The following is a 13,608-nucleotide window of genomic DNA, read 5'->3' as shown; positions in this document are numbered from 1 at the left end:
GCGCCAGCCGACGCGGCGCCCCCCCGGGCCGCCCCCAGCTCGAGCCTCGCCGCCTCAGGCCGGGTCGGGCGCCACGCGGACCATGCGCTTGCCGCGGTTCTCGCCCTTCAGCAGGCCGATCAGGGCGGCGGGGGCGTTCTCGAGCCCCTCGACCACATCCTCGGCCACCTTCAGCTCGCCCGACTGCACCCAGCCGGCCAGCTTCTCGTTCGCCTCGGCGTCCCGGTCGGCGAAGTCCATGACGATGAACCCCTCCATCCGCAGCCGCTTGACCACCACCAGGCCCGGCAGGTTGCGCGGCCCCGTCGGCGCGGTCTCGTTGTATTGCGAGACGGCCCCGCAGCACACCACCCGGCCCTTGAGGTTCATCAGGAACAGCGCCGTCTCCAGCACCGTGCCGCCGACGTTGTCGAAATAGACGTCCACCCCGTCCGGGCAGGCCGCCTTCAGCGCCTTGAAGAACCCCGGATCGCGGTAGTCGACGCAGGCGTCGAAGCCCAGTTCCTCGACCACCCAGGCGCATTTTTCCGCCCCGCCGGCGATGCCCACCGCCCGGCAGCCCAGCGCCTTGGCGATCTGGCCGACATACATCCCCACCGAGCCCGCGGCCGCCGAGACCAGCACCGTCTCCCCCGCCGCCGGCCGGCCCACGTGGACCAGTCCGTGATAGGCGGTCTTGCCGGCGATCCCGAAGACCGACATCAGGTTCGACAACGGCCGCAACGCCGGCAGCTTCACGGCCTTGCCCGCCTTGACCACCGCGTATTCGCTCCAGCCGCACTCGACCGCCACCACGTCGCCGGCCGCCAGCGCGGGATCGGCGCTCTCGACCACCTCGGCGATGGCGTAGGTGTGCATCACGTCGCCGGCCTTCACCGCCTCGCGATACGTGGCGCCCTGCATCCAGGCGCGGTTGGCGGCGTCGATCGACATCAGGATGGTCTTCACCAGCGCCTCGCCCTCGGCGGGGGCCGGCAGATCCGTCTCGCGCATCGCGAAGGTCGAGGCGTCGAGCGCCCCCTTCGGCAGTTCCTGGATGACGACCTGGCGGGTGCGGGTCATGGCGGCTCTCCTCCCTGGCGCGGGGTGGGGCCCCCGCGCATGTTCTCCGCCGCGCAGGGCGCCCGAGGGTGACCCGCAAGTCAAGCGCGCCGCGGCGGCGCCCCGCGCACGAGGGAGGGCGCGCAGGGGATGGCGTCCGCCCGCCGCCTGCGCAATGATCGCGCGCATGCGGACCCGACCCTCGAAGCCTCTCGCGCCCCACGCCCCTGCGGCGCTCGATTCGATCGACCTGGCGATCCTGTCGGTGCTGCAGGAGGACGGCCGCCTGCCCAATTCCGAGCTGGCCGAGCGGGTGCACCTGTCGCCCTCGGCCTGCCACCGGCGCGTGGCCCGGCTGGAGGCCGAGGGCGTGATCCGCGGCTACGCGGCCCTGCTCGAGCCCAAGGCCGCCGGCCGCCGATCGACCGTCTTCGTCGAGATCAAGCTCTCGGGCCAGACCACCGAGCTGCTGGACGCGTTCGAGACCGCCGTCGCCCGGATTCCCGACGTGATGGAGTGTCACCTGATGGCCGGCGCGGCCGATTACCTCTTGAAGATCTCGGCGCGCGACCCCGAGGATTTCGCCCGCATCCACCGCGAGGCGCTGGCCCAGCTGCCCGGCGTGGCGCAGATGCAGTCCTCGTTCTCGCTGAAGGTGGTGCGCTCGACCACGGCGCTGCCGCTGGACTGAGTCGCGCAGGGGGCGGCCGGGCATGGCGCATTGAAATGCGCCCTGCGGCGCCCCGAACACGAGGCCCCCAGACGACGAGGGGCGCGCACCCTGCGGCGCGCGCCCCTTCAGAGCGTCAGAAGGTCCGTCAGGATCCCGGGATCAGAGCTTCGGCCCGATCACCATGATCATCTGGCGGCCTTCCATCTTGGGCATGGACTCGACCTTGCCCAGCTCGACCGTGTCGGCGGCGATCCGCTCGAGCACGTCGCGGCCGAGGTCCTGGTGGGCCATCTCGCGGCCGCGGAAGCGCAGGGTGACCTTCACCTTGTCGCCATCCTCGAGGAAGCGGGTCACGTTGCGCATCTTCACATCGTAGTCGTGCGTATCGATGTTAGGACGGAACTTGACCTCCTTGATCTCGATGATGCGCTGCTTCTTCCGCGCCTCATTCTGTTTCTTCTGCTGTTCGTACTTGAACTTGCCGAAGTCCATGATCTTGCACACGGGCGGCGCGGCGTTCGGCGAGATCTCGACCAGGTCCAGGCCGACTTCTTCGGCCATGCGCATGGCATCGCGGGGATCCAGCACGCCGCGATTCTCGCCCTCGTGGTCGATGAGGCGGATCTCGGGACAACGGATCTTGTCGTTAACTCGGGGGCCGGTGTCGCGGGTGGGCGGCGCCTGATGCGGTCTACGGGCTATGGTCTTCGTGTCCTTTGTAACCTAAGCGCGAAAAGCGCGCCGTCCGTGACGGAGGCTCGCTTTGGATGAATGTGGGCGAAAACGCGCGATTCCGCAAGACGCCGACCCCACGGAAACACCCGTCGCCGCCTTCTCTCCGCAGAAAATCGACCACATCGGGCCCCACGCCGCCCGCTCAGACGCGATCGAGCCCCGCATCGGCCATCAGCGCGGCGGCCTCGCCCTCGATCAGCCGCTCGGCGCCCTCGCCGCGGATGGGGATCTTGCCGACCTCGAGCAGCAGCGGCGCGGCCAGCGGCGTAACCCCCTGCGCCCGCACATGGCGGATGCGGCCGGCGGCGCGGGTCAGCATCTCCTCGATCCGGTCGAAGTCGACCAGCCCCCGCATCGCCTCGTCGCGGGTGATGCGCAGCATCAGGTGGTCGGGGTCGTAGCGGCGCAGCGTGTCGTAGAGGATGTCCGAGGAGAATGTCGCCTGCCGCCCCGACTTGCGCCCGCCGGGCAGGTTGCGCTCGATCAGGCCGGCGACGATGGCGGCGCTGCGGAAGGTGCGCTTCATCACGGCGTTGTCGCCCAGCCACAGGTCCAGCCCCTCGCGCAGGCCCTGAGGCTCGAACAGGGGGGCGGGGTCCGTGACCTCCTCCAGCCCCCAGATCAGCAACGCGTAGTCCGAGGCGACGAAGCCCAGCGGCGCCAGTCCCGCCGTCTCCATCCGCCGGGTCAGCAGCAGGCCCAGCGTCTGGTGCGCGTTGCGCCCGGCAAAGCCGTAGACGCACAGGTGGTGGCGCAGCTCCCCCCCGCCCGCGCCGGGAAACCCCGCGCGGCCGACGCCCGAGAGACCGCGGGCAAAGCTCTCCACCAGCAGCCCGTCGCGCGGCGGGATCTCCGAGCGTTCGGCCTGCAGGCGCAGCCAGCTCGCCACCGCGGGCGGCAGCGCGCCCCAGCGCTCGGGCGCCTGCAGCAGGTCCATCACCCGATGCGAGAGCAGCGTCGAGGTCGAGAACTTGCTCCCCCCGAACACCGCGATCTTGGGCTTGCGGCCGGGCGCGCGCGAGACCTCCAGCGTCAGCTCGCGCATCGCGTCGAAGCGGACCACCTCGCCCCCGATCAGGAAGGTGTCGCCGGGCGAGAGGGTGGCGGCGAAATCCTCCTCGACCTCGCCCAGCTTCGGCCCGCCGCCGCGCTTGCCCTTCAGCCGGACGCCCAGCGTCTCGGTCCCCACGATGGTCCCGAGGTTCATGCGGATCGAGCGGGTCAGGCGCGGATCGCGCAGGCGAAACGTCCCCTCGGGCTCCTCCCTCAGCCGTTTCCAGCGGTCGTAGGCGGCCAGCGCATAGCCGCCGTCGGTGCAGAACCGCAGGCAGGCGTCGAAATCCGCGCGGGTCAGGTCCGCGAAAGGCCCGGCGAGGCGGACCTCGTCGAACAGCGCATCGGCCTCGAACGCCCCCGCGCAGGCGGTCGCCAGGATGTGCTGGCACAGCACGTCGAGCGAAGGGCCCCGCGCCGCCTCCCCGTCGAGATCGTGGGCGCGCACCGCCTCGAGCGCAGCCTGGCATTCCAGCACCTCGAAGCGGTTGGCCGGCACGATCAGCGCGCGCGAGGGAGCGTTGTAGCGGTGGTTGGCCCGCCCGATCCGCTGCACCAGCCGCTTGACGTTGCGGGGCGCGCCAACCTGCACCACCAGGTCCACGTCGCCCCAGTCGATGCCGAGGTCCAGCGTCCCGGTGCAGACCACGGCGCGCAGGGCGCCCGCCACCATCGCCGCCTCGACCCGCGTGCGCGCCTCGCGGTCGAGCGAGCCGTGGTGGATCGCGATGGGCAGGGTCTCGTCGTTCTCGGCCCACAGCGCCTGGAAGAACAGCTCCGCCTGGGCGCGGGTGTTGTGGAAGATCAGCGTGGTGCGGTGGCGGCGGATCAGGTCCATCACCTCGGGGGCCGCATAGCGCCCGCCCTGCCCGGTCCAGGGAGGCGGGGCGGCGGCCTCCAGCATGGCGATGTCGGGCTCCGGCCCGGGGTCCGCCGTCAGCACCCGGCAGCCGGCGGGCGACAGCCAGCGCCCCAGCTTCGCAGGATCCTCCACCGTGGCCGAAAGCCCCGCCACACTCAGCCCCGGCGCCAGGCTGCGCAGCCGCGCCAGCCCCAGCATCAGCAGGTCGCCGCGCTTGGACTCGGCCAGCGCATGCGCCTCGTCCACGATCACCCGCGAGAGGCCCGCAAAGATCCGCGGCGCGTCCTCGTAGCTGAGCAGCAGCGCCAGGCTCTCGGGCGTGGTCAGCAGGATCTGCGGCGGGTCCGCGCGCTGCCGCCGCCGGGCGGACTGTTTGGTGTCGCCGGTGCGGTCCTCGACCCGGATCGAGAGGCCCATCTCCTCGATCGGCCGCTCCAGGTTGCGCCGGATATCGGCCGCCAGCGCCTTCAGCGGCGAGACGTAGAGCGTGTGCAGCCCCGGCCGAGGCGCCCCCTCCAGCGCCACCAGCGAGGGCAGGAAACCGGCCAGCGTCTTGCCTCCGCCGGTGGGCGCGACCAGCAGGTCGGCGCCGCCCATCCGGGCGCGCTCCAGCAGGGCAAGCTGATGGGGATGCGCCGCCCAGCCCCGCCGCGCGAACCAGTCGGCGAAGCGGAGCGGCAGCAGATCGGAGGGCGAGTCGGCGGCGGCGTCCATGCCCGGAAGCTAGGGCGCGGGAGCCGCGAGACGAAGGGCGAAGGCGGCGCCCGCCTCCCAGGGCCCGCGCACCGCCCGCCCCAGGGCCCGCAAGCGCCGTCGCCCGCCCCGCGCCGCGAGCCCGACCGTCCCCCCGCGCGCGCCGTCCGTCGCGGCGCCGCCGGCCCGCAGGGCCGGCGCTCGACACCGGCCCCAAGCCCCGAGCCCGCCCGCTGAGCCCGAGGCCCGCCACAGGCCCCGCCGCCAGACGCGCCGCCGCCCGCCCCGCGCCGCGAGCCCGACCGCACCCACAGGCGCACGGCCTGTCGCGGCGCCGCCGGCCCGCAGGGCCGGCTTCAGCCCTTCAGCTTGCGCTCGCGCGTGGCCAGCAGCTTCAGACGCAGGGCGTTGAGCTTGATGAACCCCGCCGCATCCTTCTGGTCGTAGGCGCCCGCGTCGTCCTCGAAGGTCACGTGGGCCTCCGAATACAGCGACCGCTCCGACCACCGCCCCACCACGCTGACCGAACCCTTGTAGAGCTTCAGCCGCACCGTGCCCTCGACATGGGTCTGGCTGTGGTCGATGGCCGCCTGCAGCATCTCCCGCTCGGGCGAGAACCAGTAGCCGTTGTAGATCAGCTCCGCATACCGCGGCATCAGCTCGTCCTTGAGATGCGCCGCCCCGCGGTCGAGGGTGATCTGCTCGATCCCCCGATGCGCCATCAGCAGGATCGTGCCGCCCGGCGTCTCGTAGATGCCCCGCGACTTCATGCCGACGTAGCGCCCCTCGACCAGGTCCAGCCGGCCGATGCCGTGCTTGCGGCCATACTCGTTCAGCGCGGTCAGGATCGTCGCCGGGCTCATCGCCTCGCCGTTGATCGACACCGCGTCGCCCGTCTTGAAGCCCACCTCGATGAACTCGGGCGTGTCGGGCGCGTCCTCGGGGTTCACCGTGCGCTGGTAGACGTAATCGGGCGCGTCCACCGCCGGATCCTCCAGCACCTTGCCCTCCGACGAGGTGTGCAGAAGGTTCGCGTCCACCGAGAACGGCGCCTCGTTGCGCTTGTCCGTCGGCACCGGCACCTGGTGCTTCTCGGCCCAGGCGATCAGCGAGGTGCGCGAGGTCAGGTCCCACAGCCGCCAGGGCGCAATCACCTTGATGTCGGGGTTCAGCGCATAGGCCGACAGCTCGAACCGCACCTGGTCGTTGCCCTTGCCTGTGGCGCCATGGGCCACCGCGTCGGCCCCGGTCTCGGCCGCGATCTCCACCAGCCGCTTCGAGATCAGCGGCCGCGCGATCGAGGTGCCCAGCAGGTACAGCCCCTCGTAGACCGCGTTGGCGCGGAACATCGGGAACACGAAATCGCGCACGAACTCCTCGCGCACGTCCTCGATGAAGATGTTCTCGGGCTTGATCCCCAGCAGCTCGGCCTTCTTGCGCGCCGGGTCCAGCTCCTCGCCCTGGCCCAGGTCGGCGGTGAAGGTGACGACCTCGCAGCCGTACTCCACCTGCAGCCACTTGAGGATGATCGAGGTGTCGAGGCCGCCCGAGTAGGCGAGGACGACTTTCTTCGGCGCGGACATGATCTTCTCCGGATAGGCGGGGCGGTGGGCGGCGGGCGGCGGGCGGCGGGCGCGCCCGCGATTAGCGCGGAGGCGCCCCGGGCGCAAGGGAGGGCGCAGCGCCCCTCCGCCCCCCGCCGCTCTGGAATTTGACGGCGAAAGCGGTCATGACTTCGCCCGACGAGGAAACGCGGAGGAGCGCGACGTGACCCTAGCAGTGGGCGTGACCCGCCCCGTGATGACCGCCGAGGAGGCGCTGGCCGACGTCCAGGACGGCGCGAGCGTGCTGATCGGCGGCTTTGGCGGCTCCGGCAACCCGGTGGAGCTGATCCACGCCCTGATCGACCAGGGGGCGCGCGAGTTGACGGTGGTCAACAACAACGCCGGCAACGGCGAGGTCGGCCTCGCCGCCCTGATCCGCGAGGGCCGGGTGCGCAAGGTGATCTGCTCGTTCCCCCGCTCGGCCGCCTCGCACCATTTCAACGAGGCGTATCTCTCGGGCAGGATCGAGCTCGAGACCGTCCCCCAGGGCACGCTGGCCGAGCGCATCCGCGCCGGCGGCTCGGGCATCCCGGCCTTCTACACCCGCACCTCCGTGGGCACGCCGCTCGCCGAGGGCAAGCCCGTCGCCACGTTCGAGGGCCGCGACTACGTGCAGGAGCGGGCGATCACCGGCGACGTGGCGCTGGTCAAGGCGTCGCGCGCCGACCGCTGCGGCAACCTGCAGTTCCACCTCGCGATGCGCAACTTCGGCCCGATCATGTGCATGGCCGCCCGCTGCGCCGTCGTGCAGGCCGACGAGATCCTCGAGCCCGGCCAGATGGACCCCGAGCAGGTCGTCACCCCCGGCATCTTCGTGAACCGCCTGGTCCACGTCCCCGGCGCCGTGCAGGAGCAGGTGCTTTTCGAGCAGGGAGCCCGTTACCCATGACCGACGCCCGGACCCAGGCCGCGCGGACCACCGGCCTCACCCGCCCGCAGATGGCCTGGCGCGCCGCCCAGGACATCCCCGACGGCGCCTTCGTGAACCTCGGCATCGGCATGCCCGAGCTCGCCGCGCAATACGTCCCCGACGGCCGCCAGGTCACCTACCACTCCGAGAACGGCATCCTCGGCTTCGGCGAGGGCCCGGCGCCAGAGGATATCGACTGGGATCTGATCAACGCCGGCAAGAAGCCGGTGACGCTCAACCCCGGCGCCTCGATCTTCCACCACGCCGACAGTTTCGCGATGATCCGCGGCGGGCATATCGATCTCGCCCTGCTGGGCGCCTTCCAGATCGCCCCCAACGGCGACCTCGCCAACTGGCGCGCCGGCAACGAGGGCATCCCCGCGGTCGGCGGCGCGATGGACCTCGTCTCGGGCGCCCGCGAGGTCTGGTGCCTGACCGAGCACACCACCAAGACCGGCGAGCCCAAGCTGGTCGAAAGCTGCACCTACCCCCTGACCGGCATCAAGGTGGTCTCGCGCATCTACACCAACCTCGGCGTGGTCCATGTCGAGGACGGCCGCTTCGTGCTCAAGGCCGTCGCCCCCGGCGTGACGGCCGCGGAGGTGGCCGAGAAGACCGGCGCCTTCCTCGACATCGACGGCGAGATCGAGCGCATCGCCCCCCCCGCCTGAGCCCCCGCCAGAGCCAGGCCCGGCGGCGGGGTCGGCGGGCGGGCGTCCCGGCCGCGAAGCGGACGGCAGACCCGCCCCCCGACCCCACGCCAGAGACCGGCCCTGTCCTGCCCTGCCGGCGCGCCCTAGGCCGCTCTCTGCATCGTCCCGTCCCAGCGCCGCCGCAGCTCCAGCGACAGGACCAGCGCGATCGCGGACATCGCCGCCGCGATCCACCAGGCCCCTCCCCCGAACTCCGGATAGACCACCGCCGCCAGCGCCGAGGCGCCGGCCATCAGCACGCCCGAGCCCAGCACCTGCATCACCGCCTGCGCCGCCCCGGCCAGCCGCTCGGGCGCCGCGGCCTGGATGAAGGCGATCGAGCCCAGATGCGCCGCCGCGAAGCTGATCGCGTGCGTCCCCTGCAGCGCCCACAGCAGCGGGCCGGTGGGATCGAAGGTCATCGCCACCCAGCGCACCGCTCCCACCCCGCCCGCCAGCGCGATGGCGCCCGGCGCCCCCAGGCGGCGGATCAGCGCGGGGCCGAAGAAGACCATCAGCCCCACCTCGACCAGCACCCCGAAGGCCCAGAGCAGTCCGATGGTCTCCTCGGCCACCCCCAGCTCGCGCCAGTGCACCGAGGCGTAGACATACTGCACCCCGTGGCTCGCCTGCGCGAACCCCGAGGCGAGGGCGAAAACCACGAACAGCGGCGTCGAGACCAGCCGCCGCATCTCGGTCAGGCTCGGCGGCGCGCCGCCCTGCACCCGCCCGCCGCCGGGATGCGTGCCCCCCAGCCAGGCCGCCGCCACGAGGCACGCCACGATCGCCCAAAGCGCCGCATCCGCCCCCATCAGCGCCAGCGCGCCGCCCATCGCCACGTTCATCACCAGGAAACTGGCCGAGCCCACGGCCCGCGCATGCGCATACTCGAACCCGAAGCTGCGCGCCGCCGCCGCCCCCAGCGCGTCCCCGATCGGCATCATCGCCGAGAACACGCCCGCGGTCAGCATGGTCAACGCCAGCAGCACCCAGGGCGCCCCCGCGGCCAGGTGCAGCACGAACAGCACGGCGCCCACGGCCCCCACCAGCGCCAGCGTCAGCCGCCGCGCCTCCATCCGGTCGGCGAGCACCGGCAGCGCCAGCCCCGCCAGCAGCCGCATCACGATGCCCGCAGAGGTGTAGGCCCCGATCTCGGCCTCGGTCAGCCCCCAGTCCTTCAGCCACAGCGGCCAGAACGGCAGATACACCCCCATCGCCCCGAAAAAGGCGACGTAGTAGCCCGAGGTCCGCAGGAACGCGCCCGACAGAAGCGGGGACCTCATCGGAGGCCCGCCGCCGGCAAGACGAGAAGTCGGTCGATCAAGCCTCGTCCTTTCCTGCCGCGGAGCGGACCGCGAGATGCGCCCGCCACAGCCGCTCGGCCAGCGCCATATCAGCCGGCGTGTTGATGTTGAAGAACGGATCGGGGACCCCGGCCTGCGCCCCGGCCTCGAACCGGACGCGCGCGAACCCCCGCCCCGCGGCCCACCCCCGCACCCGCCGCGTCCCCTGCGCCAGCGCCGCGCGCAGATCCTCGCGCAGCGCGGTCGACCACAGACCCACGGCGGGGTGCAGCGCGCCCTCGGCCCGCTCGGGATCCGGCCCGCAGGCGAGCGCGACAGGGGCGCCCGAGGCCTCCGCCGCCTCGGCCAGCCGCGCCAGCAGGTCGCCCGGCAGGAACGGCGTGTCCCAGGGCGCGGTCGCGACCTGCGCCTCGCCCCGCGCCGCCGCCCAGTCGAGCGCCGCCAGGATCCCCGCCAGCGGCCCCGCCCGCGCCTCGCCCGCCCGCGCCTCGCCCGCCCGCGCCTCGCCCGCCCGCGCCTGCGGGCGCCCCGACGTCGCCGCATCGGCCAGCACCGGCAGGCCCCAACGGGCGAATCGCGCCGGCTCGCCATTGGCGCTCAGCGCCATCGCCCCGGCCTGGGGCGCCAGCCGCGCGATCACGTGATCGAGCAGCGGCCGCCCGCCCAGCAGGGCCAGCCCCTTGTCCCCCCCGCCCATGCGCCGGGCCTCGCCGCCGCCCAGGATAACGACCGGAACCGGCCTCACCGCCCGGCGCCCGAGGCTGGCCGCGGCCCCGCGGCCCGGCGCGCCCACGCGCCCGCGCGGCCGTCCTGCGATGCCGGACGGTGACGCCACGCCTCACGATCGGTGAATTGCACGGGGCCTGCCCTCAAGGTAAGGAATGCTGACCAAGCCACCCCGAACACGGACGGTCCCGCCGCGGGCCGGGAGACCATGCGCAGGATGAGCGACCTCGCCCCCAGCCGCAACCCGTCCGCCCCCGGCGCGGCGGCTCCCACCCGCACGCCCGCGCCCGCGCCCGCGCCCGAGGACGACCCCGCCTTCTCCGGCCCCCTGTGGCGCGTGGCGCTCGAGGGCACGACGGCGAGCCTCCCCTTCATCGTCAGCGTGATCCCGTTCGGCATGCTGTTCGGCGCGGTGGCCACGGCGGCGGGACTCGACCCGCTCAAGGCGATGGTGCTGACGGTCTCGGTGATCGCCGGCGCGGCGCAGTTCGCGTTCCTCGAGCTGCTCACCGACCAGGCGCCGGCCATCGTGGCGGTGGTTGCGGCGCTGGCGGTGAACCTGCGCATGGCGATGTATTCCGCCTCGCTCGCCCCCCATATCGGCAAGGCCCCGGCCTGGATCCGCGCCATCGCGGGGTTCTTCGTGGTCGATCAGGTCTATGGCCTGTCGATGCGCCGCTGGGCGGTGATCCCGCAGGAGCCCTTGCCCCGCAAGCTCGCCTTCTACTTCGGCGTCGCCCTGCCGATGTCCACCGCCTGGGTGATCTGCTCGGCCCTCGGCCTGGTGGCCGGCGGCTGGATCCCCGAGGGGCTGCCGATCGACTTCATGCCCCCCGCGATGTTCCTGGCCATCGTCGCCCCGATGATCCGCGGCACGGCCAACATCTGCGCCGCGCTGGCGGCCGTCGCCGCCTCGCTGGCGCTGGCCTGGGCGCCGTGGAACCTCGGGCTGATCGTCGCCGCGGCCATCGGCATGGGCGTCGGCGCGGCGGTCGAGCTGCGCCTCGCCCGCCGCGCCGACGAGACGGAGGCCCCCCGATGATCACCGCTTCCGACGCCACGCTCTGGGCCTCGATCGCGGCGCTGGGCGTGTGCACCTACCTGATCCGCTGGTCCTTCATCGGCCTCGCCGGCGGGCGCGAGTTCCCCGACTGGGCGATGCGCCTGCTGCGCTACGTGCCCGTCACGGTGCTGCCGGCGATGGTCGCCCCGATGGTGGTCTGGCCCCGCGCGCTGGACGGCGAGACCGACCCGTTCCGCATCCTCGCCGCCCTGACGGTGCTCGCCGTGGGCATGGCCACCGGCCGCCTGCTGCTGCCCATCGTCTCGGGCATCGGCCTGCTCCTCCTTCTTCAGGCCCTGGCCTGACGCCCGCCCCGCGCGCCCCTTGCCCCGGCCGCTCCCCGGCGCCACCCTCCGGCGACCTTTTCCACGACGGAGCTCCCGGATGCCGACCCTCCCCTCCGCCGACCCGCGCCTGGCCCATGGCATCCGCTCCTGGTCCGAGCTCGCCCCCGCCCTGGTCGAGGTCGCCGCCGGCCGCGCCCCCGCCGACCTGGTGATCCGCGGCGGGACCTGGGCCAACGTGCATTCGGGCGAGCTGATCCCCGGCATCGACCTTGCCATCCTGGGCGGCCGCTTCGCCTACTGCGGCCCCGACGCCGCCCCCTGCATCGGCGAGGAGACCTGCGTGATCGAGGCCCGCGGCGCGATCATGTCGCCGGGCCTCGTCGACGCCCACATGCATGTCGAGTCCGGCATGCTGACCCCCACAGAGTTCGTTCGCGCCGTCGCCCCGCACGGCTCGACCACCCTGTTCGCCGACCCCCACGAGATCGCCAACGTCATGGGCCTCGAGGGCGTGCGCCTGATGCACGACGAGGCGATGGTCCAGCCGATCAACGTCTACATGCAGGCCCCGTCCTGCGTGCCCTCGGCGCCGGGGCTGGAGACGCCGGGCGCCGAGCTGGGGCCCGAGGACATCGCGCAGATGATGACCTGGCCCGGCATCGCGGGCCTCGGCGAGGTGATGAACTTCCCCGGCGTCGCGGCGGGCGACCCCAAGATGATGGGCGAGATCGCCGAGGCGATGGCGGCGGGCAAGACCGTGGGCGGCCACTACGCCTCGCCCGAGCTGGGCCGCGCCTTCCACGCCTATGCCGCCGGCGGCCCCGCCGACGACCACGAGGGCACCCGCCCCGAGGACGCGCTCGCCCGCGTCCGCCAGGGGATGGCGGCGATGCTGCGGCTGGGCTCGGCCTGGTACGACGTGGCGGCCCAGGTGCGCGCCGTGACCGAGGCGGGGCTCGACACCCGCTGCCTGATCCTGTGCACCGACGACTGCTACGCCCCCACGCTGGTGCGCGAGGGCCACATGGACCGCGTCCTGCGCCACGCCATCGCCCAGGGGCTGCGCCCGATGACCGCGCTGCAGATGTGCACGATCAACGCCGCCTCGCATTTCGGGCTGGGGCGGGAGCTCGGCTCGATCGCCCCCGGCCGGCGCGCCGACGTGGTGCTGACCGACAGCCTGGTGGAGTTCCGCGCCCGGACCGTGATCTGCCGCGGCGAGGTGGTGGCCGAGGGCGGCGAGATGCTGGTCCCCCGCCCCGGCTTCGAGTGGCCCGCGGCGGCCAGGGACACCGTCCACCTCGCCCGCGGCGCCGCGCCGGAGGATTTCCGGATCGAGGCCCCCGCCGGCGCCAACTACGCCCGCGCCCGGGTCATCGGGGTGGTCGAGAACCAGGCCCCCACCCGCGCGCTGGAGGCAGAGGTCCCGGTGGTCGACGGCGCCCTGTCCCCCGAGTCCGCCCCCGGCGACCTCTGCCGCATCGCGGTGGTCGAGCGTCACCACGCCACCGGCGAGATCGCCAACGCCCTGGTCAGCGGCTTCGGCTACGAGGGGCCCTGCGCGGTGGCCTCGACGGTTGCGCACGACTGCCACCAGGTGATCGTGGTGGGACGCTCGGCCGAGGACATGGCGCGGGCCGTGAACCGGCTGGCCGAGATCGGCGGCGGCGCCTGCGTCTGGCGCGACGGCGAGGAGCTCGCCTGCGTCCCCCTCCCCGTCGCCGGCCTGATGTCGGACGCCCCGGCCGAGCAGGTCGCCGCGCAGGCCGAGGCCCTGGCCCAGGCCCTGCGCGACTGCGGCTGCACGCTCAACAACGCCTTCATGCAGCACTCGCTGCTGGCGCTGGCGGTGATCCCGAGCCTGCGGATCTCCGACAAGGGGCTGGTCGACGTCGAGACCTTCGAGCTGACCGAGGTGCTGTTGCCGTAAGGCGCGGCCCGCGGAGCGCGGCGCATTGAAATGCG

12 protein-coding genes are annotated in these 13,608 nt (G+C 73.0%); 6 read left to right on the top strand and 6 right to left on the bottom strand.

Translation table 11 applies throughout. The features are described from left to right. Positions 1-54: 54 nt before the first annotated feature. Positions 55-1,062 (bottom strand): NADP-dependent oxidoreductase, encoded by a 1,008-nt coding sequence (locus AAC134_RS01730; protein ID WP_339947306.1) that lies wholly within the window; start codon positions 1,060-1,062, stop codon positions 55-57. A gap of 166 nt (positions 1,063-1,228) precedes the next feature. Between AAC134_RS01730 and AAC134_RS01725 the strand changes: the two genes are divergently transcribed. Continuing rightward, positions 1,229-1,732, top strand: a complete 504-nt coding sequence (locus AAC134_RS01725; RefSeq protein ID WP_339947305.1) for an Lrp/AsnC family transcriptional regulator — start codon at positions 1,229-1,231, stop codon at positions 1,730-1,732. A 141-nt stretch (positions 1,733-1,873) separates the two neighbouring features. Here the strand turns inward: AAC134_RS01725 and infC are convergent, their stop codons facing one another. The 3 genes from infC to AAC134_RS01710 form a co-directional block, all read right to left on the bottom strand. After that, a complete protein-coding gene (gene infC, locus AAC134_RS01720; RefSeq protein ID WP_339947439.1) occupies positions 1,874-2,416 on the bottom strand; it encodes a translation initiation factor IF-3 in 543 nt (180 codons plus the stop codon). 175 nt (positions 2,417-2,591) lie between these two features. Further along, a complete protein-coding gene (locus tag AAC134_RS01715) occupies positions 2,592-5,078 on the bottom strand; it encodes a ligase-associated DNA damage response DEXH box helicase (RefSeq protein WP_339947304.1) in 2,487 nt (828 codons plus the stop codon). Between the two features lie 335 nt (positions 5,079-5,413). After that, entirely contained in the window at positions 5,414-6,640 is a 1,227-nt protein-coding gene (locus AAC134_RS01710) for an argininosuccinate synthase (protein ID WP_339947303.1), read from the bottom strand. Positions 6,641-6,857: 217 nt separating this feature from the next. Here AAC134_RS01710 and AAC134_RS01705 point away from each other — a divergent pair, with 217 nt between their 5' ends. Next, positions 6,858-7,550 (top strand): 3-oxoacid CoA-transferase subunit A, encoded by a 693-nt coding sequence (locus AAC134_RS01705; protein WP_339947438.1) that lies wholly within the window; start codon positions 6,858-6,860, stop codon positions 7,548-7,550. Next, on the top strand, positions 7,547-8,242 hold the full coding sequence (locus AAC134_RS01700; RefSeq protein ID WP_339947302.1) for a 3-oxoacid CoA-transferase subunit B: 696 nt from the start codon (positions 7,547-7,549) through the stop codon (positions 8,240-8,242). The genes AAC134_RS01705 and AAC134_RS01700 overlap by 4 nt, the downstream gene beginning before the upstream one ends. Before the next feature lie 125 nt (positions 8,243-8,367). Here AAC134_RS01700 and AAC134_RS01695 read toward each other — a convergent pair whose 3' ends face one another. Next, positions 8,368-9,546 (bottom strand): MFS transporter, encoded by a 1,179-nt coding sequence (locus tag AAC134_RS01695; RefSeq protein WP_339947301.1) that lies wholly within the window; start codon positions 9,544-9,546, stop codon positions 8,368-8,370. A gap of 37 nt (positions 9,547-9,583) precedes the next feature. After that, positions 9,584-10,312 (bottom strand): molybdenum cofactor guanylyltransferase, encoded by a 729-nt coding sequence (gene mobA / locus AAC134_RS01690; RefSeq protein WP_339947300.1) that lies wholly within the window; start codon positions 10,310-10,312, stop codon positions 9,584-9,586. A 198-nt stretch (positions 10,313-10,510) separates the two neighbouring features. On the opposite strand from mobA, the gene AAC134_RS01685 reads away from it, so the two are divergent. The 3 genes from AAC134_RS01685 to ade all read left to right on the top strand — a co-directional run bounded on the left by AAC134_RS01685 (position 10,511) and on the right by ade (position 13,573). Continuing rightward, positions 10,511-11,335 (top strand): AzlC family ABC transporter permease, encoded by an 825-nt coding sequence (locus AAC134_RS01685; protein WP_339947299.1) that lies wholly within the window; start codon positions 10,511-10,513, stop codon positions 11,333-11,335. Then, the gene (locus tag AAC134_RS01680; RefSeq protein ID WP_339947298.1) at positions 11,332-11,661 is read left to right on the top strand and encodes an AzlD domain-containing protein; all 330 of its coding nucleotides are present in this window, start codon (positions 11,332-11,334) and stop codon (positions 11,659-11,661) included. The genes AAC134_RS01685 and AAC134_RS01680 overlap by 4 nt, the downstream gene beginning before the upstream one ends. A gap of 79 nt (positions 11,662-11,740) precedes the next feature. Further along, entirely contained in the window at positions 11,741-13,573 is a 1,833-nt protein-coding gene (gene ade / locus AAC134_RS01675) for an adenine deaminase (protein ID WP_339947297.1), read from the top strand. The last annotated feature ends 35 nt before the right edge of the window (positions 13,574-13,608 follow it).

Source organism: uncultured Albimonas sp., from assembly GCF_963977235.1.
Lineage (GTDB): Bacteria > Pseudomonadota > Alphaproteobacteria > Rhodobacterales > Rhodobacteraceae > Albimonas.
Note: the sequence above shows the minus strand (reverse complement) of the source record. Positions and strands in the feature narration are given on the sequence as shown.